The organism is Paenalcaligenes sp. Me131, from assembly GCF_050487225.1.
GTDB lineage: Bacteria > Pseudomonadota > Gammaproteobacteria > Burkholderiales > Burkholderiaceae_B > Paenalcaligenes.
The window spans coordinates 1219622-1238623 of sequence record NZ_JBKQGY010000001.1 but is presented as its reverse complement, the minus strand read 5'-3'; the positions used below and the strand labels follow the sequence as shown (position 1 = coordinate 1238623).

Below are 19002 nucleotides of genomic sequence, written 5' to 3'. Positions count from 1 at the left end.
ACAGACATGAGTGATTTTGATGTAGTAGTACAGGGCAATATTGTGGGGGCGGATCGCATTCGTTTTGATGGCTGGTTTGCGATACGTGAGGGCAAAGTAGAGGCTATTGGCGAGGCTAATAATGTGCCGTCTGCACGCGATTTTATCGATGCGCGTGGCAGGTGGGTAATCCCCGGTGTGTTAGATGGTCAGGTGCATTCCGGCAGCCAAGCGAATCAAGAAGGCATAGGTATGGCTTCTAGAGCAGCGGCGGCGGGTGGTGTGACGACAATGGTGGAAATGCCGTATGACGATCCAGAGCCCGTGGCCTCACGCCCTCAGCTAGATAGAAAAATACAGCTGATTGAACAAGACAGTCATGTGGATGTGGCGGCATACGCCACCTTAAATAATGAGCATGGGTTAGAGGCTATTCCAGGGCTGATTGAAGGTGGAGCATGCGCGTTTAAGTTCTCTACCTTTGAGGCCAGCCCCAATCGATTCCCTCGTGTAGAGGAAGACGTGCTCTATGAGGCCTTCCGGTTGATTGCTCCGTCAGGCTTGGCCTGCGGGGTGCATAATCAAAATCAGGAAATTACCCGTAAAAATATCCTGCGTATGACCGAAGAAGGTGATACCGGTTGGGATGCGTTTTTACGTGCGCACCCACCATTGGTAGAGAACTTGGCCACGGCAACGATTTATGAGTTGGGTGCGTTGACGGGGGCACGCGCTCATGCGGTACACGTATCGTTGTCACGAGGCTTTGAGCTGTGCAACATGTATAAGCGTGCGGGTACAGCAGCCAGTATAGAAACCTGCGTGCAGTATTTAATGCTGAACCATGAAGAACATACCAAGCGCTTTGGTGCATTGACTAAGCATTACCCGCCTATACGGCCTAAAGCTGAGGTAGAAAAACTGTGGACGCACATTGGAAATGGCGAATGTACATTTGTGTCGTCCGATCACGTGAGTTGGGGCTTAGAGCGTAAGTCCAACCCTAATGTGTTTAAGAATTCCTCAGGTGGTCCAGGTTTGGAAACCTTGCTGCCGGCGTTGTGGACGGGGTGTATAGAGCACGGTTTATCCCCCACGATGGTGGTGCAATTGTTGTGCGAAGGGCCTGCGAAGCATTTCTTGTTAGAGCATCGTAAAGGGCATTTGAACCCTGGTGCCGATGCAGACTTCGTGATTCTTGATCAAGAGCGTTATGCCTTTGATCCATCGACAAGCTTATCGGCTGTGACGTGGAGCTCGTTTGAGGGCCGTGAGTTTATGGTGAAAGTGGCAGCGACGTTCTTGCGTGGACAACTGGTCTGGGATGGTCGCAACATTTGTAATCAAGCAGGTGATGGTCAGTTCATACGACCACACCGTGCTGGAGTCGTGTCATGAGCAGTCAACATGTCGCCTTGCAAGTGCTAAGCAGCCAACGGTTATGGCAACGCTTAGAGACGCTATCTACCTTTACCGACCCAGAGCGCCCGTGGACACGTCGAGCATTTAGTCCCCGCTTTATTGCTTCACGACAATGGCTGACCGAACAAATGCAACAGGCTGGATTGTCTGTGCGTATAGACAGCGGTGGAAACTTGATCGGACGCTTAGAAGGCAAGCAGCCTCATGCTAAAGCGATTATGACGGGCTCACATTCTGATACTGTGTTTGATGGTGGTAGGTATGACGGCATCATTGGTGTGTTGGCAGGCATTGAAGTCGCGAAAGCCTTGCATGACAGTGGGGAACAGCTAGACCACCCGTTTGAGGTGGTGGACTTCTTGTCTGAGGAGCCCAGTGATTTTGGGGTGTCATGCGTAGGCAGTCGTGCAATGGTGGGGGCGTTGAGTGCCGATATGCTGGCACAGCGTGCCCCGGCTGGCGGTACGTTAGCAGAAGCAATCGCCTTAGTGGGCGGAGCGCCAGACAAACTAACTGTGCCACTGTATCAAACAGGTGATCTACATGCGTTTGTAGAGCTGCATATAGAGCAAGGGCCAGTATTAGAAAGGCAGCAGATTCCTATTGGTGTCGTGACGGATCTAGTAGGTATACGACGCTTTAGAGTGATGGTTACGGGGCAGCCAGACCACTCTGGCACCACTCCCATGACACACCGTAAAGATGCGTTGGTGGGGGCGGCGATGCTGATACAGGCTACCTACCATAAAGCAAGCCAGATGAACTCAGATCAGCGCTACGTGGTTTCTACCGTGGGGTACTTATCCGTCACGCCGAACTCCTCAAATGCTGTACCCGGGAAGGTGGAGCTCATGCTGGAAATACGTAGTAATGATGCCGAAGTTTTAGTGCAATATGGCGAGCAATTGTTTGCTGAGGTGCAGCCAGCTTTGCAGGCATTGGGGCTAGGGTTGCAGGCCGAATCGGTAAGCTATGGTAAGCCTACGCAGTTTACGCCACAGGTGGTAGATGTCATTGAGCACTCAGCAAAAGCGTTGGGCTATGACTCGCTACGCTTACCCAGCGGTGCGGGCCATGATGCTGTGTATTTGGCGGCGATTGCACCAGCGGGCATGGTGTTCATTCCTTGCTTAAATGGCCGTAGCCATTGCCCAGAAGAGGCCATAAAGCTAGACGAGCTAGAGGCAGGCCTAAAAGTGCTCATGCACAGTATCCTTGCAGTAGACCAGCAGACTTTTCCTGATGATCGTTAAGAGCTAGCCTTCGTTGGCGTAGCAACCAACTTATAGCGGCTCTGAGTATGTAGGTTTGCTCAGAGCCGCTATTTGCGTTCAAGGCACTGATTCTGAGGGCATTTACATAAAGAGTGCGGGATGTTGGCGTTTGATTGATGAAGTTAACGTAAAACTCAGGTGCTATTCTGTAGAGAATTAAGCCAAGAGGTAGGTTGTGATAGGCCTACTAATTTTGAAGATCTGGGTTTGTTATGCTGCCTGCTGTTCCTCCTTCGTTAAATCTTCGTCGTACCAGCATCTTGGAGATGATCCAGCATCGCGGTTACGTAACGATAGAGGCATTGGCTGCGCATTTTAATACGTCACAGCAAACCATTCGCCGTGATTTCAGCTACTTGGCCGAGCGAGGGTTGGTAGAGCGTTGCCATGGCGGAGCCATGATGGCTGCCAAAACCTTTCAGCAGTTACCGGCTGAGCGGGATAGCTCGTTACGTCATTTGGCAGAATTGGCTGTCAATCATATACAGCCGGGCATGACGGTCTATTTAGACTCTGGCGAAGAAAGCAATGCGGTGGCCTCGGCCTTATTGGCTAGTCAGAAGCGTTGCAGGGTAGTCAGTAATAACCTAGACATTGCACAGCGTCTCAGTGCGAGTCCTGTGATCGAAGCGATTATTCCTGGTGGCTCTGTAAAGCGCATCGCCAAACGCGGCATGTTTATTGCCCAAGGCGATTTGGTCATGAGTATTGTGCGCATGTTTCACTACGATATCGCTTTTATGAGTGTGCAAGCCTTTGATGACGAGGGCACCGTCATGCAAGAGGATCTCAGCGACGTAGCGTTAAAGCAGGGGGTAATAGAGCTGACGGATAAAGTCATTGCTTTATCTTCTCAAGTGCGGCACAACGCTAAAGCAAATATCAGGGTATGCAAAGCTATAGCGTTTACTGGCTTCATTTGTAATGAAGCCTTACCAGAGTGGCTAGCTGATGCAATGGTACAAGCAAATGTTGCAGTCCAAGTAGCCGATGCTCGTTTATGCGCGTAAGTAAAATGCGCAGTTGACCTATAGGTCAGTAATCCCGGCTGAGCAGTAAGACCAGCACAATTGTGGAACCTGAAGCAATCAGAATAGCAGGGAGCAGATCTGTGCTTAGGTGAATAAGATCCATCATGATGTTCCCCCAAATATTTAACAATGTTTCCAAGGTGGAGCAATAAATACTAGGTGCTACATAGGGTCTTCAGTGGCTACAAATGTCTACATAACGTTGCATTAGTAGATGTTTGTATTACATCAGAAAACTTTGCTTTCGTTAACGTTTGACATCTAAAAGAGTTGTAACTATTTTTAAGTATTATCGCAACAATCACCCCTATATTCGGTAAGACTATTTGCGTTCGCGCAAGAAACGCGAGAAAAAACAGGGATGGTGGTGGTACGGGCAGAGACACAGGTAAACTACTTGCTACGATTCCTTTTTTGAATTTTGGTGATTTATGATTGGTCTAATAGTGGCGGGTGCGATAGGGTTGTACTCTATCTATGTTTTGATACGCTCCGGCGGTATCCTGTTCGGTGTGGCCGATATAAATGCTGAACAACGTAAACGTGCTTGGATGCACGGTGGCGTTGCAGCGGTGGCATTATTGTTGTGTGTGTTTTGGTACAACATGTATTACGACAGCCCAGAAGCACAACAAGAACGCGCCTTAGCTGTACAAGAAACACGCTGTACTGATGTATTGGAAGCGTATAAAGCGACACAGATATTGGTGCGTGATGCTAGCAAATCCACCATGACCTTATCGTTTGCGTTTGTGCCTACGCATGATTCCAAAATGGTCAGAGAGTGTGAGTTCATCATTCAAGCGCCCGCAGACCGCGTCATCATAGAAACAGGCCGTAGCGACAAAGCCGTATTTACCGCCAATGTGCGTTACCGCAAAGACGACGATGCATGGGAAATGATGAGTTTGGATTGGCAAGAGAGTGGTGCGGCAACAGAGTAAAAATATTGTTGCAGAGTTTGGCGCCAATGGGGCTAAGCATGTATACTAGGAAGTACTGCATAAACGAACATTTGGGGCCGATCTGGCTTCGACGTGGGTCGCGAAGCAGAGCAGGGCATGTCGAGCACCAGTAAGCTCGTAAATCCACTGGAAAACTTTAAACGCAAACGAAGAGCGTTTCGCACTAGCCGCTTAAGCGGCTTTGCCGCTGCACTAATTTGTTCTTGGGTTAGGTTAGGCAACTAACAGCAGCGTCACTTACAAGAAATCGAATTTGGTTGGTTCGCTCAATCAAGTTTTAAATCTAAGCGAATCGCTAAGGAAAGGCCTGTTGATGGGCATAATCCGAGGTTAAATTCTAAAATATATCAACTAAACATGTAGAACTGCCTGTAGAGGGCTTGCGGACGCGGGTTCAATTCCCGCCGGCTCCACCACAACACACTACCCCACACTAGGGGAAGGCTAAGAAAGCCGGGCTAATAACCCGGCTTTTTTAGTGCAGTGTAGTGTAGCGTTTCACACCGATTTCACACCGATTTCACACCGATCAGTTTGGGCAATGGTTTTCTGATAGTTTGAGTCTATCCATTTGCCGTAAACACGGAACACCATTTCAACATCTTCATGCCCCATTTGGCTGGCAAGCCAAAACGGGTTGGCTCCGTTTGTGAGCAGGGTGCTGGCGAACGTGTGCCGCATTTGGTAGGCGTTTCGGTATCGAACGCCGGCACGTTTGCAAAGTGGTGCCCATAGGGTTTTACGGATTTGTGATTCAGTAGTCCATGGCTCGCCGGTTCTCGGGTTAATCCACACTCGATCATCAGCAAGAAAGCTCGCGGGCTTTTGATTACGAAGAGCCTGTAAAGCGCTTTCGGACAGCATCACGTCACGAATACCGGCTGCGGTCTTTGGTGCTTTCTCGACTTGCGCTGTCTTTCCATCAACAATGCCAGTGACGATGTTTGTATCAATCCGCATTGTCTTATTGATCCAGTCAACATTTCTCCATGGTAAGGCCAGCATTTCACCTGTACGCAAACCTGTGGCTAGCCAGAATTGGATAAATGGCCTTTCGTCTAGGCGCGCATGTTTAATCAGTGCTTCTGTTTCGTTGATGTCGAACGGATCCACCTCATACTCGGATTTCTTCGATGTTTGACGTAGGATTTTGGACAGGGCAATCCTATCCAGCGGGTTGAAGTCGATAATTTCATCATTCACCGCATCATCAAAGATTGAGCGCAGGGGGGATAGAATATTTCTAGCGGTTTTAGCGGTTACGCTGAGTCCCGCAATCCATTGCCTGAGTTCAGATGGCGTAATTTCTGTAATGAAGTGCCCACCCCATTTGGGGGCGAGCCTGCCATCTATTATTTTTTTGTAGCCAAGATGGGTGGATGGGGAAATAGTACCGTTTAAAGCTTGCTGCCCGTAATGGCTGAGCTGCTTTTCAAAAAGTGTGGCCATTAGATGCTTTTTCCGCTCAGGTGAGAATTCTTCAACGCGTGCTGATTCAGGGAAAAAATCCTCATAGTTGAAGGAACCGTCAGTGATCTTCCGGTTTATTTCTAAGCGGATACCATTTGCATAGTCTATATATGCTTTGGTGATGTTCTGTTCAGGCAGAAGCTCTCTGCACTGAACGCCGTTATAGGTGAATGCAATTTGAAGCCGCTCACCCGTTACAAGTGAACGTATTGTGACCCCTTTTGGCAGCTTGTATTTGTGCTTTGCAGTAGCCAATTTTCTACCTCTTCTAAGTTCACCCACAGCCTGTTTTGCGGGTCTTTCCGTAGATGAACGCCTTCTTTCCATACGCGAGTTTTGCGACGGAAGTATACGGCCTGTTTTGTATCACCTGAAAGCTCGCAGTATTTGTCGAGCTTGACCCACTTGATCTGGATTGGTGGGTTAACAGGCTCCTGCGTCGCCGGGGCAAGGGCGCTATTAATCATTGTTATCTCCAACAAAAACCCGGCTTATGCCGGGTGTGTAGTTGCGTCTGTAGTGGGGGAGGTAATAGCCATTGCTTCTAATGCGAGCAAGCTCCTGGTTGCCTCACGTGGGGCGTGGACATAATCTCTTGCCAGTGCTTTTCTCCTAGAGTCACCGCTGCATCTACTTGCTCTGTTGTTACGCATGGCACGGCAACAAATGGAATACCCTGTTTAACTAGTGCCATTACTGCATCTAGGGATACTTTTGTTGCAGGATCAGTGATGCGTGCTTCAATGATTGTTGGTTTGTTCATATTATTTCCAGTAAAAACCCCGCATTTGCGGGGTGTTAGTCTGTGTCCGTGCTGGGGAAGGGTTTGTATTTCGTTACATTTGGTGTGCGGTGTACAAAAAGCTGCTAGGTAGACTATTCATGAACCTTACAGTTGAGGTTTTAAGTCGCGCATTTAAATCAAAATAACCCCTTCATTTATGCTGCTGCCCGGATATGTACTCAGGGCAAATATTTGGTTGCAAGAGGTGAGTATGCAGACGTTAGTAGCGAAATATGAGGATGATCCTCCCGGGGTGGTGTTTACATTCCTTGTTTCAGGTGAGAAGTTATGGGGGTGGGTGGCCCGCGAAAGATTGGAGGTATTGGCTGGAAAGCCATTGAGTATTCAGGGTTGCATAGATACGTACTACGCCCATAAAGAACAAATCCAACGATTCGTGTTGCAACAAAAGTCACAACAGGAGTCGCACAGAGAAAGCCTGATGTCTAGGCTAATAAAAGGCTTATGGAAGATTGGCGATAAAAAAGCAAGGACTGGTATCTCTAAACGTCACTTTTTATAGGTGGAGAAAACGTAGATTTTCTCGTTTAAAGGCATCATATTTTGATGCTTTTTTTTATGACGAAAGCACCAATGTTTCACTTGTAGGCATAAAGTGTGGGTAACATATTGTTAGGTTGGTATTAAGATTTGACTTTGAGACCTTGAGTTGCAGGGGGCTTTATGTTCCATCTCAGTCAGTGGTTGTTTTTTTGGTTAAGAGTTTTTGCCACTTTTTGTAGTGGTGTTTGTGTTCTATTTTTTCGTTCTGTTTATTTTCTTCCTATTGAAGAAGTGGAGAAAAAGAAGGGACTAGGGGAAACACCACGTCTGACAAGCCGTGAGGGTAATGTTGTAGACTATTCATCTGCTGGCGAAATTCATAATGTACGAGACTCTGTGTATTGAAAAGGAGGACCTCATGATTGAGGACGAGTTTGTTAAGTACCAAATAAGCCCAGCTCGTATCGTCTTTGCTTTTCATACGGCAGAGCATCAAAAAGTCACAGTACAAATATCGCTTTACGCTCTGGAAAGAATTGTCGGGAAAGAGCTACGTAATGGCGAAATGTGCTTAGAGGCCTATGCCGTGCACAAAGAGGCTATTCATTCTGTCGTTTTAGATAGGCTTGGTCATAGCGATAGCGAGCTTATTACAGTGGCGCTTCCAGATGTTTTGAAAACTAGATCAAACGCTAAGGAAACATCCTTAGATGCATAGGGTGTTGCAGCTTTAGGTCATTCACTCCTCAGGCGGATGCACAGGGCAAGGCCATCGCAGTGATCCGTCTCCGGATGGGCAGGTGCAAATGGGCTCCGTGGTTTCGCCGCATTCGGGACATAGAGGGCCGACAGAGCCGCATAGCCTGTCTGTGAAGCCTTGCCAGCCACACTGCGGGTTGCCGCAGGCGCGTTTCGGGTTGAGGTGGGTAATGCCAGCGCGTTTAGCTTCATGCAGAAACTCTTGTAGACCACCTGTTTTTTCGGTGCTCTTACTTGTTCCATAACGCCCAAGCACGTCACGCGCAATCTGAACGAATGTCTCTGGCAATACGGGATAGCCGCAACTCATCGCCCAAAGCTGTGCGGTTGTCGGTGAGGCTCCGTTCAGTTTGTCTATAACTGCGGCTTCATCGGCTAAGCGTGCCGCATTCATGGCGAACGTGACCACAGGTCCTAGCACACCCGCTGCGGCGGCTAAGCCTAAGTTGTATGTGGGGGCGTCAGGTGGAACAGCAGTAACGGTGGTTGTATCCACCATAGCAGTGGTTCCCAGTAGTTCGGCGCTGACTTTAAACCGGTCGGTAAGCACTTTAAATATACTTGAGCCTTGGACTCCAGTATTGAGCATTGCTATATAGCGGTCACGGGTAGAAGGAGAGTAATAGCCACGTCCCATGACCTCATCCCATAGCTTGCGCATATCGTTGAGCATGGAGTCTTGCTGGCTTTTACTTAGTAGCCCGAATCCGTGATGAAGGCAGCAGGCCATACTAATCAATAGAGCTTGATCGGGCTTTTCCTCTGAGTATGGGGTGATGGGTGGATTTGAGGGTGGGGCTGGCCTAAAGCTAAATTTTTTAGCTAGCTCGATAAGTTCGGGGGGTACTTGTGGTGTGGTGTCGCAGTTCTCACAATGCCCTGTGGCTGCCATAAACCCTGCGTCATAGCTATTTTCTGGGTAACCGTCACCGCAGCCGCACCAAACCATCTTTACATCGTCTTTATGTCCGCTACCGGCGCATGATGGGCATGCTTGATCGGTACCTTCTGCTGATTCATGACTGCATTTCGCGATGTTCTCAATGAAACGCTTGGCGTGCTCTTGTCGTTTTTTCTCTTGAGCGTCGCTAGTCACAAAATCGTAATGGCGAGCCGCTGCATCTAGAACAGTGCATGTTTTTACGCCGATGCCAAAGCGACCGCATCCAATAGCCATGGGTCGATCAATCTTAGCGTGGGGGCGCTCAGCCAACTCTTTAGACAGCATCTCCATATCATCTGCATGCTGCTGTAGTGTGTGGAGGTGATGCTCTATCAGAGCTTCTTTGCTCATGTCTTCGTATGCTTGTATCTGTGTCATGTGTGCCTCATGGCTTAATAAAGGTGATCCAGTGGGTTTTGTTCAGCCGACCTGAGCGGTGGCCATATAGGGGGAGTACGTCGGTGCAGGCCAGAACATCACGCACTGGTATCTGTGTTTCGTTCCATTTGAAATTCAGCGTGCCGTGTGGGCGCAGTACGCGGAAGCATTCAGCAAACCCAAGGCGTAAATCTTCGCGCCAGTCGTCCCCGAGTTTTCCGTACTTGGCTGCCATCCAACTACGCTTGCCAGCCCGTACCAGGTGAGGCGGGTCAAAGGCAACGTGATAAAAGGTGTTATCGGGAAAGGGCAGCGCACGGAAGTCCATTTGCATGTCAGGGTGCACATGAATGGCTCTTGTGCCGTCATCTTTGTGAGTGCGGTCGGTAACGATTAGGGATTCGTGCCGCATGTCGCCAAATAAACAGCGTTGGTCTTGTGGGTTAAACCACATCATGCGGCCACCGCAGCAGGGATCTAGCACAAGGTGTGTCATGTAAATAGCTCCTATGTATAGGCGCAAAAAGAAACGCACTAAGCTAAACTTGTGCGTCTATGGGATGGAGGGGGTATGCGAAAAGAAAAATGTAGTTGTGATGGGCTAATGGTCGCTAGCTTATTGGCTGGAGTGGCTCTAGGGGCTGTAATAATGGTTGCTATCGGGGCAATGATTACTTACGACCCCAAAGGGGTTCCTCTATTCTTTGGCGCCAAGTGGTGGGAGGTCATGACAGCGATAGGCACAACAGGGGCGGTGGTTGTTGCTCTATGGCAGGCACGAAAACTTTCGAGACTTAAGGAAGATGAGAATAGAAAAAAAATAACTGGAGTGCTCTCATTAATCAGTGAGGCAGTTCAGTCTCTTTATTGGTTGGCCTCACATGCCAGCTACCATAAAAATGTTTACGAGAGTTTCTCGGTGGCAAATTTTAGAAATTTCCAAACTTCTGTGGACGCTATAGGTCAAATACCGTTCTATGAATGGCCGTACTGTAACTACCACAAGGTGCTGAATCCAGTAATTTCACAACTTAGAGTTGCCAGAACTAGCGTCATGCATGTTGTTGATAATAAAGTAGCCCTCGAAAATCTGGACGGTTTTATAGAAGAAGCAAAAACAGCAGAACAATATCGCAAAACAGCTTATGGCGATCCAGTATTGAAAGATATACCAAAGCCTGGTTTGCACTACCTCATACCTGAGTTTCTGTGAGATAGGCTCAACTGGGTCTATTTCAAGTGGCTTTAGAGGCTAGTAAATATACTGACTTTCTCGATGCTCGTTATATCTAGCGCGGGTGCTTATGGCCTGCACTGACTTGCCACCATGCGCTGTCTGTGCTTCCTCCGCCCGCTGCAGGTTGTATTGGGCAAGCGGCGATAGGGTAGGGGTAACAGCTTTCTTTGTTCGTTTCATAGATTCTTCCATCCGCCTTCGCCGAACACCAAACCAGTCGGAGTGATTTCGGTACCGAGGGCGATTTTTCCTGTTGAGTGATAGCAGTATGTTTTGCAGCAGCTGAGCATTTTGTATGTGTGACCGCCATCTACTGCGAGCAGGGTAAAAAATTGCCCCGGTTCAATATGCTGAATGCGGGGCTTAGGCTTGTATCCATCGGATGTTGTTTTCTTTTCGGGTTCGCTCATAGGCCACCACGTAATACCACTTCATTGAAATAGGCCAGTGCACCAGCAGCTGCTAAACATAGAGCAATTACTAAGATGGACCAGCCTGCACACTTCTTACACCACACGTTTACTTCTCCATAGAACCCCGCTTGCGCGGGGTTTGTTTGCTATAGGATTAAGGAGTGCCACGTAGAATCTGCTGTTCGGTTTCTGTCGCGATTTTGGTGAACACATCACGCGCAGCATCTTCAATGATTTTGTGGGGGCGTACCATTTCGTACCACATCACTAAGAGGGCGTCGTTGATGCGGTAGCGCAAGCGGCACTCGACCTTATAGGCCTCGCCACCGTCAAGAACAGCAATGCCAATGGAGAAGATTTCAGGAATTTGCAGCTTCCCTTTTGAGGCTGTACCTTGAATCTCTTCTTCGTATGTAAGCTCTGTCTGCCCATTCTGGAGGCGGATACCAGAAGCGAAGTTCACTTTCTTTTTGGCTTGTAGGCTGCGGGAGATTTCAAGCATATCGGCACCTACTGGTTCCACAATGTCAGGCAGGTTGCGCTCAATGAAATCAGCAAACTCAGCTTGTTTCATCGCCTTGCCATCGCTCTTGGACCATTCCAGCCACTCAGCAGAGAATGGGCAGGCATACTTAACGCAGTGGTCTTTCCAGCCAGCACTTTCAAAGGTGTGATCGTTCAGCACGCCAGTGAAGCTAGGAGGGTTCAGCTTTGCGTAGATTTGGCTAGAGTCATTTGCATATTTGTTGAAGTATTGGATAAAGCTATCAGCGTCATCCATAACCACTGTGCCGGTTGCACGATTGGGGGATGGTAAATGCTCTTCAAGTTCAATGAGTTCGTAGCCCTCTGGTACGACAGCATATGTACTGGGTGCGCCTGGTATAGCAACGGGCTTTCCAAGTGCTGCGCCGGCGGCTAGTGAATCAGAAACGATTTTTTCCATAACTTGTTTTGTCCTTATACGGTTTTAAGGGTTTGGGGTTTTTCGGAACCAATAGACTTCAAGCCTTCTATGGTCATTTGGCGTGGATCCTCGCGCTGGAGGTTGCCTTCGGGCGTGGCCCACATGATGGAGCCGCCTTTTTCGAGCTCAGGCACCGTGGATTTAATGGCGTCTGTGATTTCCAGTTCGCCGCTCTTTCCCGGCTTGAGTTTGATTTGCAGGGTAAGTGATCCAACCTTCCCTGTATTAATGCAAGCGTTCACGACTTCCTGCATTTTTTCGGTTAGTTCGTCATGGAGGGTTCCATAACGGAGGTCTTGAAGAACCTCACCAAAGGTTTTATTGCTCATGATTTCCTCGGATTAAAAAAGCCGCAGGATAAGCGGCTGTTGTTGGGGTGTGTGGCAGGGTGGTTTGTTTCTTAAATCACGTACTCACAGCGCGCAAGAAGCGGTGCGAACGGGATGTCATCGTCCATGTCGGTGATGCCACCACCGCCTTGGCTCGCAGCTTGGTACGGGTTGTTTTTTGGGCTTTGGTTGGGCGCTCGCTGTTGTGGTGGCGCACTGTACTCACCGTCATTGCCACCATCACGACCGCCAAGCATTTGCATTTGGTCAGCGATGATTTCTGTGGTGTAGTTGTCTTTACCGTCTTGGCCCTGCCATTTGCGTGTGCGCAGGCGACCTTCTACGTAAACGGAGCGACCTTTTTTCAGGTACTCGCCAGCGATTTCGGCTAGGCGGTTGTAGAACACGACCCTATGCCATTCAGTTTCTTCTTTGCGTTCACCGCTGTTACGGTCCTTCCAGTTGGAGGTGGTGGCGATTGAGATATTGCAGATGGCGTTACCTTCCGCGCCGTAGCGTACTTCTGGGTCACGGCCTAGGTTGCCCACCAGAATTACTTTGTTAACTGAAGCCATGGATTAGTGTCCGGGGTAGGGGCCAGTGAAGGCCAAGATTACATAAATGGTGATGCAGACCAGCCAGCTCCAAAAGTAGGCTTGGGTAGGTATTACTTCGCTGGGGTCGATGGGTGGTCGGATGTGGTGTTGCCAAATCCATGTGCCGGTACCGCCAACAGCAAAGGCGAGCGTCCACAGGAACAGGCTAGCAAGCATGCTCATGATGATTTCCTGTTGAGTTGTGGGCGGTATGCCCATGAGAGGGGGTAGGTAGATCTATGCTGATCTATATGTGTATTTGGTACCCTCATAGATGAAGGGACCATGTGGCAAGGTGTTTTAATTTGTGCCGGTTACGTCTCCGGCGCTGCTGGGTCAGCCGTCCGCCTATCTCATGAGGGATTCCCAAATTCCCCCACCGTGTCGTTTACGCAGACACGCAGCCCCCTAGCTCCTCGGCATCGCGGGTAATGCGGGCAAAGTCTTTATCTCTCGTCTGCCAGCGAGTCGCATCAAGAGTAGGAGTTTTATTGTCCTACTCAAACGTGCGTTTTGGTAGACGCTCTGCAAAGCCTACGTAAGCAATGGGGAACCGATCCCCCCGCAGAGCGCCTGCCAAAAAGCCCTACGTATAGGGCTTAGAGGGGGCGTTATTTAATATCAAGGAAGGGGATAGGGTTTCTAGCCCCTGCATATACAGGCAGCTTCCCATCCCATAAGTGTTAAATATGACAATCGACCACGGTAATCAGCGTGTCATCTGGTAAGGCGTCCAGCATTTCATTCACCTTTTTGTTCCAGTCTTCTTGGGTACCATCTTCATCAGACATACCGAACCAGCCCATGGTGCCCTTGGCTATCCACTGACCATCTTTAACGAAGGCATAGAGCACGGTTGCACTGTCACGTGCCTGTTGAATGTACTGATCTCGTGGCGTTAGGTACTCGTCCACTCCGTCCCATGGATGCCCCATTGCTTTGGCGACAGCATCTTTCGCCTCTTGAACATGGTAGGCATCACGTGCAGCGCCGATGTTGCCAGCGTGAACAACGTCGCGGAGGTGCTCCCAAGTTTCCCAAGTCTTACCGTCACGGGCCGTGTTAGCTTTGTCCCAACGTACAGCGGCTTCGCGGCCTGCTTCATCACGCATACCGTCAAAGTCAACATCACCCTTGAGTGCTACATCAGCGTAACCATCACCGCTGTTCGCCTGCGATCCCATCAAGCCTGGGCGACCACGATCACCTGTAGCGCCAGCCTTGAGCTTGAGGAAACCAGACCAGCGACCACCAACAACCCACCAGTCCCATTTCTTGTTTGGGTTTGTGCGTTTCACTGCCTTGATGATGTTGCCCTCGCCATCAACAACTGCGAAGCCGTACTTGTGGGTATCGTTTAGGTTTACTTCCGATTCAGAGGCAACGGTTTCATCTTCAAGACCATACCCATCTAGCCCCCCCGAACGGCATTCTTCCGTAATATCCACATCTTGTACGTACTGATCGTCTTCGCCAGTACATTCAAACTCATGGTAGGGCTGCAATTGTTCTTTAACATTCGGCCCAATCACTAATACTGCAAAATGGCTCATATCCGCTCCTAGCTTCAGTTGCTGGCCTCTGTTGAAGCCATCCACCAAAGCGGCCTGTTTCCAAGCCGTTGGTACTACGTGGTTCCGTAAATGCTGCGGTACGGTTTCCTGACCGCCCCCTACCAAAATCATCAGGGGGGCGCCGAACCCTGCGCATGTTGAAGGCCTCACGCCAATCGCAGGAATGCATCTATTCGGTTTTTTGCTTTTCTTTGTGCTTGGGCGCAGCCGTTTCCCTTCCGCACCAATCGCTTCACAGCGAGGCACGTAGCGTCTTTGTGCGCCGTTATTCGCCGCCCCCGATGTTGCTAGGGCGGTGTGGTCCACACGTTGAGTTTTTAAAGATCGTTTACAACTCTGTTTGGCTGCCCTCTGGGCTAGGCTTTGGTGAGTTGTTAAATGAAGTATAGAAAAGCTAGACATTAAAGTCAATTATTTCTATACATGGGTTTAGGATATCTAGACTTATGAGATTTAAAAAAAGCCCTTGAGTAGGGCTGTAAGTCTCGTAGGTAGTGGTATCAGCCTAACTTTTGATGTGCTGTTTCGAGCATTTGTAATAACAACAAAAACAAGTTTGCTCGATCTTCACGGCTGATTTGATCAAACTGCTCGGGGCATACAGCCCAAGCTCTGACCACAGAAATCGACATTGATAGGGATTCTTGCGCTTCATCCCATGCTGGCTGGCGATTTGCTGGTGTTGTTGCCATCCTGACTTCCTTCTATGTTTTATCAGCGTCCATGCGCTTGCGTTATCAAAAGGGAAAGTAAGTTAATAAAATCAGCGGGAGGGCAGATGCTGCTGGCCTTCAGGCTGACGCCGGTAAGGGTGAAAGGGAATTAGGCAAATCTGCCAAATGCTATATTAGCTGTATAAAAACACAGTGTATAGTCAAACTTTGTTTCGACTGGGCGGTGATGCAAGCCATAGCTACAGACGCAAAAAAGCCCTCGGAGGAGGGCTTGGGTGTGAGAGCGTTGGCTTGGCTAGTCTGGTTGATCAGCTTTTAGCTTGTTGTGTATATCTGCTATCGACCCAGAGTAGACAGCTAAATTACTAACAGAGAAGTTAAAAGACTCTGAAGCTCAAAGGATCCAGTGACGAGTAGCGAGAAGCTGTAAGTGGCAGCTAACACTTGTGTAAATTGCGTAATGAAGCGACGCGTAAGTGCGTCAGTTTGACGCACTTGTTAGCATTTTTGCCATACGCTCTAAGTCGCTAGCAACATCATTGAGCCCGAAGTAGTTTGTCGGATGTTCATACATCATGTCGTGATGTCTTTCTAGTGTTTCGTAACTGGGGAGCCGAGACCTAAGCTCATCTCGCAGCATGATGGCATCGACCCGAAAACGACGATCATATTCTGCGTTTCGTTCACTTGAGAGCCACATGATTTCGTTTGTGTTTCGCTCCCAAGCTGCATCACGTTCTTCTTCAGTTTGAGCCGAGCGCATCGCGGAATGCGCAATAGCGCTTATACGGTCATCTTCTCGTTTATGCCTCTCAATAAACGCCCGTAGGTTTTTCACCATCTCTAATGTTCTTTCCTTCAAGGCTACAGAATCTGAATCGACGACCTGCTGTACTTTATCATCAAACTTTAGAGCTCTATCCTTATAAGACTCAGCCTGCTCGGATTTTAGAAGTAGGCGCTCTTTCAAAACTTCGTTCGAAGCCCTTGTATGCTCGATGACAGCAGTAAACTGCCATTTCACAACGAAGTAAGCCGAGCCGAACATAATTGTACAAAGAATAAGAAACGTAAACGGAGCTTGTGAGACTACCGACCACTCATTATTTATGTATTCGAATAGTTTTTCCATAATGCTTCCTGATGAATGCTAACGGCTGTATTAAGTCACCCCTAAAAATTTTGATCTCAGTTTTGGGTAGATCTTATAGATCAATGAACGAAAGACTGCTTCTGGCCGATAGCAGCTATTATAAGGTTTACCTAGAAATATGACCGCCCATAAAAAAGCCGCCTATAGAGGCGGCGTATCTTGAACAAAGCAGGGTTACTTTTCTTGCTGGGTCGCAGGCTGTGGTGCGGCTTGAGCAGGAGCCTGTTGCGCTTGTTGTAGGCTCTTAATCATTTCTTTGACTTCCGCGGCACTGGCGGCAATATCAGCTTTAGCGTCAGCGGCAACTTGGGCTGTCTCTCTGCCGGAGTCGAACGCAGTAAACGCAAGGGCTCCAACGGCAATAATCGTAGCAAGCATCACGGCGATAGTGGCGGACGCTGCTTTCCACGGCGTGTTTCTCTGCTTTTCTAGTGACTGGTTAATCTGCTCCATGGTTTTTTCCATCGAAGCAAAACGATCCTCAATACGCGCAAGCCTCCCATCCATCCTTGCTTCGATGGTTTCGAGTTTGGCGTCGAGCTCAGGCCGAGATATTTGGTTTTCCACGCTATTTTTACTGTAATTTTGAGTGGTTGTCACTACAGCATCTAGTGTAGATCTGATGTTACTCGATTTTCCACCGTTAGAGACAAGAAGTCGTAAATGAGAAGATGTGGAGTCTTGGTATTGACTGTCATTATTTTTTCCCATTGCTCTCTTTCCATGATAAAACGAAAGCAGCCATGTGGGATCTAATAAATCCACAATTATTGCAACTAACGCTCACAAGAGGATACATTGGCGCTGGTACTGTTACAGGCCCATTTAAGGGTTGAGCGATAAGGCCATGAATAGAGTCTGCCGCACGAACATCAGTCCAACTGTTCTCTAAGCAAGCAGGGCAATTATGGTTTTTAAGCTTTGCGTTGAAAAACTCAATTATATCTTCAAGCGAAAGATCCGCCGTTGCTTGTCCCAAGTCAAAATCGGGGCTATTTTGATCCTCTTGATCGCTCATTAAATTTCCTAAAGGTTTGGGTGCGTCGCTCAAGTTCTATACAAGACCGCAGCGATACGGCCTTGTGCGCGGTGTTACTGCTACGGGTGCTACTTGTTAGCATGACTTTAGCCCGCCATAAGTATGGAAGGCTGAGTATGCGGTGGTGTTCAGGCTTTAATATCTAAGCCGAGCTGTGCTGCGGAGAGCAGTATGGCGGTCTCCAGTTGGATACGCTCATCGCTCTGAAGGCTTTTAATCTTGGATTCGCTGACCTTTTGAAATGGCCACACGCTAGTAGGGACGACTTTGATGCCTTGCTCCAGACCTGGCAGCGGCTCTGAGTAGGCTGTGATTTCAGCGATCTTGATTAACTGGTCGTAGCTAGCCTCATGTCTGCCATTTTCCCATGCAGACACATTTCCTTTGCTAACACCTAGCCTATCGCCCAATTGAGTTTGGGTGATTTTGGCGTGGTTACGAGCAGCAAGAATCCAATCTTTGATATCCATGCTTCGTAGTGTATAGAAAATCTGCACGCTCATGGTCTATATATTCTTGACTTATTGGTATAGAAAAACTAGACTCTAGTAATGAAACAAGAATCTATCGAAAAGTCATTAGAAAAAGCGGCAAACGCCTTCGGCTCGGAGGCGGCTTTGGCACGCGCTTTAGGGGTTACGAGAGGGGCTTTCAATCAGTGGAAGCGTCCGGGCAGGGAGGTTCCTGCTCGACATGCTCCTGAAATTGAGCGCCTGACGGGGGTTCTTTGTGAGTCCCTGTGCTTCTCGGTTGATTGGTCTGTGCTGAGAAAGCGGGCCTCGTCGCGAAAGAGGGTAGCAGCTCAAGGCTCATAACCCCGATCAACACAGAGCGGGTTTCGATTTTTCATGTTCGAGTGGTTTTTGTTCTTCAGGTTTGTTTTTCATAGGTGGTGTCCATGCGTAATTTATATGCTCGTTTTGTTCTGTGGTTGATCCGCCCCGCAATATCGCTCGAACAGAAAGGGGGGCGGATCAAGGTTTCGGTTAAGCGTTCTGGAGCGTTGCTGTATTTGGTAAATCGGAAAGAGTGATGGTCATTGTGCTGGATCCATCTCTAGCTATCTCAAGTAGCCGTCCGGCTACTACCCATACCTTTTCACCCCCTTCAAATCGAATAGCGTCATGTAATTGAAGCTCGCTGTTTGGCGGTAGCGTTAAATTCTCAGGCACAAAAGCGGGCCTTTCTTTAGAGGTAAAGGTAAATACGATTTGAGGTTTTCTGTTGTCCACGGTCAATTCCTTTTAGGAAAAATTTGGTTATTGGAATCTCTGAATATACCCGACTGGGATTGACCGCCCATTAATGCAGGTCATGCGAGTGTTGAAGTGGTTCAGTAGGTTCTCGCATGTCTTGCTCTACGCATAGACGCTCAAACACAGAGCACAGCAGTTGGTCACTGATTTCTGAGTTTTCAGTGACGCCGGCGCAGATTGATTTGGCTTGTTGCGGTAGTCGTTCGGTCTGGGTCATGGGTTAGCCCCTTATCTATTCATTTACGTGCATGAAAG

At 48.6% G+C, this 19002-nt stretch carries 25 protein-coding genes and 1 other RNA gene; 9 read left to right on the top strand and 17 right to left on the bottom strand.

Going from position 1 to position 19002, the window contains the following annotated elements; genetic code table 11:
• Positions 1-6 precede the first annotated feature (6 nt).
• The 5 genes from ACLPHM_RS06105 to ssrA all read left to right on the top strand — a co-directional run bounded on the left by ACLPHM_RS06105 (position 7) and on the right by ssrA (position 5087).
• Positions 7-1377 (top strand): dihydroorotase, encoded by a 1371-nt coding sequence (locus ACLPHM_RS06105; RefSeq protein WP_430220360.1) that lies wholly within the window; start codon positions 7-9, stop codon positions 1375-1377.
• Entirely contained in the window at positions 1374-2654 is a 1281-nt protein-coding gene (locus ACLPHM_RS06100) for a Zn-dependent hydrolase (RefSeq protein ID WP_430220359.1), read from the top strand. The genes ACLPHM_RS06105 and ACLPHM_RS06100 overlap by 4 nt, the downstream gene beginning before the upstream one ends.
• A 233-nt stretch (positions 2655-2887) precedes the next feature.
• Positions 2888-3685, top strand: a complete 798-nt coding sequence (locus ACLPHM_RS06095; protein ID WP_430220358.1) for a DeoR/GlpR family DNA-binding transcription regulator — start codon at positions 2888-2890, stop codon at positions 3683-3685.
• A gap of 452 nt (positions 3686-4137) precedes the next feature.
• Positions 4138-4650: a hypothetical protein gene (locus tag ACLPHM_RS06090; protein ID WP_430220357.1), complete on the top strand. Its 513-nt coding sequence runs from the start codon at positions 4138-4140 to the stop codon at positions 4648-4650.
• Positions 4651-4723: 73 nt separating this feature from the next.
• Positions 4724-5087: a transfer-messenger RNA gene (gene ssrA, locus ACLPHM_RS06085) on the top strand.
• Positions 5088-5169: 82 nt separating this feature from the next.
• Here the strand turns inward: ssrA and ACLPHM_RS06080 are convergent.
• Positions 5170-6423, bottom strand: a complete 1254-nt coding sequence (locus ACLPHM_RS06080) for a tyrosine-type recombinase/integrase (protein WP_430220356.1) — start codon at positions 6421-6423, stop codon at positions 5170-5172.
• Between the two features lie 262 nt (positions 6424-6685).
• On the bottom strand, positions 6686-6904 hold the full coding sequence (locus ACLPHM_RS06075; RefSeq protein WP_430220355.1) for a hypothetical protein: 219 nt from the start codon (positions 6902-6904) through the stop codon (positions 6686-6688).
• A gap of 232 nt (positions 6905-7136) precedes the next feature.
• Here ACLPHM_RS06075 and ACLPHM_RS06070 point away from each other — a divergent pair, with 232 nt between their 5' ends.
• A complete protein-coding gene (locus ACLPHM_RS06070; RefSeq protein WP_430220354.1) occupies positions 7137-7448 on the top strand; it encodes a hypothetical protein in 312 nt (103 codons plus the stop codon).
• 399 nt (positions 7449-7847) lie between these two features.
• Complete coding sequence (locus ACLPHM_RS06065) at positions 7848-8147, top strand: hypothetical protein (protein ID WP_430220353.1); 300 nt, start codon at positions 7848-7850, stop codon at positions 8145-8147.
• A 21-nt stretch (positions 8148-8168) separates the two neighbouring features.
• On the opposite strand, the gene ACLPHM_RS06060 is transcribed toward ACLPHM_RS06065, so the two are convergent.
• Both ACLPHM_RS06060 and ACLPHM_RS06055 read right to left on the bottom strand, forming a co-directional pair.
• On the bottom strand, positions 8169-9509 hold the full coding sequence (locus ACLPHM_RS06060) for a hypothetical protein (RefSeq protein WP_430220352.1): 1341 nt from the start codon (positions 9507-9509) through the stop codon (positions 8169-8171).
• A gap of 7 nt (positions 9510-9516) precedes the next feature.
• On the bottom strand, positions 9517-10005 hold the full coding sequence (locus ACLPHM_RS06055) for a class I SAM-dependent methyltransferase (RefSeq protein WP_430220351.1): 489 nt from the start codon (positions 10003-10005) through the stop codon (positions 9517-9519).
• Between the two features lie 75 nt (positions 10006-10080).
• Here ACLPHM_RS06055 and ACLPHM_RS06050 point away from each other — a divergent pair, with 75 nt between their 5' ends.
• A complete protein-coding gene (locus tag ACLPHM_RS06050; protein ID WP_430220350.1) occupies positions 10081-10722 on the top strand; it encodes a hypothetical protein in 642 nt (213 codons plus the stop codon).
• Positions 10723-10922: 200 nt separating this feature from the next.
• Here the strand turns inward: ACLPHM_RS06050 and ACLPHM_RS06045 are convergent, their stop codons facing one another.
• From ACLPHM_RS06045 to ACLPHM_RS05995, 11 genes are all read right to left on the bottom strand, one after another.
• Positions 10923-11156, bottom strand: coding sequence for a hypothetical protein (locus ACLPHM_RS06045; protein WP_430220349.1), 234 nt, complete (start codon positions 11154-11156; stop codon positions 10923-10925).
• A gap of 157 nt (positions 11157-11313) precedes the next feature.
• Positions 11314-12105 carry a DUF2303 family protein gene (locus ACLPHM_RS06040; protein WP_430220348.1) on the bottom strand — a complete coding sequence of 264 codons (792 nt, stop codon included), beginning with the start codon at positions 12103-12105 and terminating at the stop codon, positions 11314-11316.
• Between the two features lie 14 nt (positions 12106-12119).
• The gene (locus ACLPHM_RS06035; RefSeq protein WP_430220347.1) at positions 12120-12455 is read right to left on the bottom strand and encodes a hypothetical protein; all 336 of its coding nucleotides are present in this window, start codon (positions 12453-12455) and stop codon (positions 12120-12122) included.
• 71 nt (positions 12456-12526) lie between these two features.
• Entirely contained in the window at positions 12527-13030 is a 504-nt protein-coding gene (ssb, locus tag ACLPHM_RS06030) for a single-stranded DNA-binding protein (RefSeq protein WP_430220346.1), read from the bottom strand.
• A 3-nt stretch (positions 13031-13033) separates the two neighbouring features.
• A complete protein-coding gene (locus ACLPHM_RS06025; protein WP_430220345.1) occupies positions 13034-13234 on the bottom strand; it encodes a hypothetical protein in 201 nt (66 codons plus the stop codon).
• Between the two features lie 500 nt (positions 13235-13734).
• Positions 13735-14736 (bottom strand): hypothetical protein, encoded by a 1002-nt coding sequence (locus tag ACLPHM_RS06020; protein WP_430220344.1) that lies wholly within the window; start codon positions 14734-14736, stop codon positions 13735-13737.
• Between the two features lie 389 nt (positions 14737-15125).
• A complete protein-coding gene (locus ACLPHM_RS06015) occupies positions 15126-15317 on the bottom strand; it encodes a hypothetical protein (protein ID WP_430220343.1) in 192 nt (63 codons plus the stop codon).
• 463 nt (positions 15318-15780) lie between these two features.
• Entirely contained in the window at positions 15781-16431 is a 651-nt protein-coding gene (locus ACLPHM_RS06010; protein WP_430220342.1) for a hypothetical protein, read from the bottom strand.
• A 195-nt stretch (positions 16432-16626) separates the two neighbouring features.
• Positions 16627-17163, bottom strand: coding sequence for a hypothetical protein (locus ACLPHM_RS06005; protein WP_430220341.1), 537 nt, complete (start codon positions 17161-17163; stop codon positions 16627-16629).
• Positions 17150-17470, bottom strand: a complete 321-nt coding sequence (locus ACLPHM_RS06000) for a hypothetical protein (RefSeq protein WP_430220340.1) — start codon at positions 17468-17470, stop codon at positions 17150-17152. Before ACLPHM_RS06000 ends, ACLPHM_RS06005 begins: the two co-directional genes overlap by 14 nt.
• A gap of 149 nt (positions 17471-17619) precedes the next feature.
• Positions 17620-17994, bottom strand: coding sequence for a helix-turn-helix transcriptional regulator (locus ACLPHM_RS05995; RefSeq protein WP_135866778.1), 375 nt, complete (start codon positions 17992-17994; stop codon positions 17620-17622).
• 48 nt (positions 17995-18042) lie between these two features.
• Between ACLPHM_RS05995 and ACLPHM_RS05990 the strand changes: the two genes are divergently transcribed.
• Positions 18043-18306 (top strand): transcriptional regulator, encoded by a 264-nt coding sequence (locus tag ACLPHM_RS05990; protein WP_430220339.1) that lies wholly within the window; start codon positions 18043-18045, stop codon positions 18304-18306.
• Between the two features lie 171 nt (positions 18307-18477).
• On the opposite strand, the gene ACLPHM_RS05985 is transcribed toward ACLPHM_RS05990, so the two are convergent.
• Together ACLPHM_RS05985 and ACLPHM_RS05980 are read right to left on the bottom strand one after the other, a co-directional pair.
• Positions 18478-18723, bottom strand: coding sequence for a hypothetical protein (locus ACLPHM_RS05985; protein WP_430220338.1), 246 nt, complete (start codon positions 18721-18723; stop codon positions 18478-18480).
• Positions 18724-18793: 70 nt separating this feature from the next.
• Entirely contained in the window at positions 18794-18964 is a 171-nt protein-coding gene (locus ACLPHM_RS05980) for a hypothetical protein (protein WP_430220337.1), read from the bottom strand.
• Between the last annotated feature and the right edge of the window lie 38 nt (positions 18965-19002).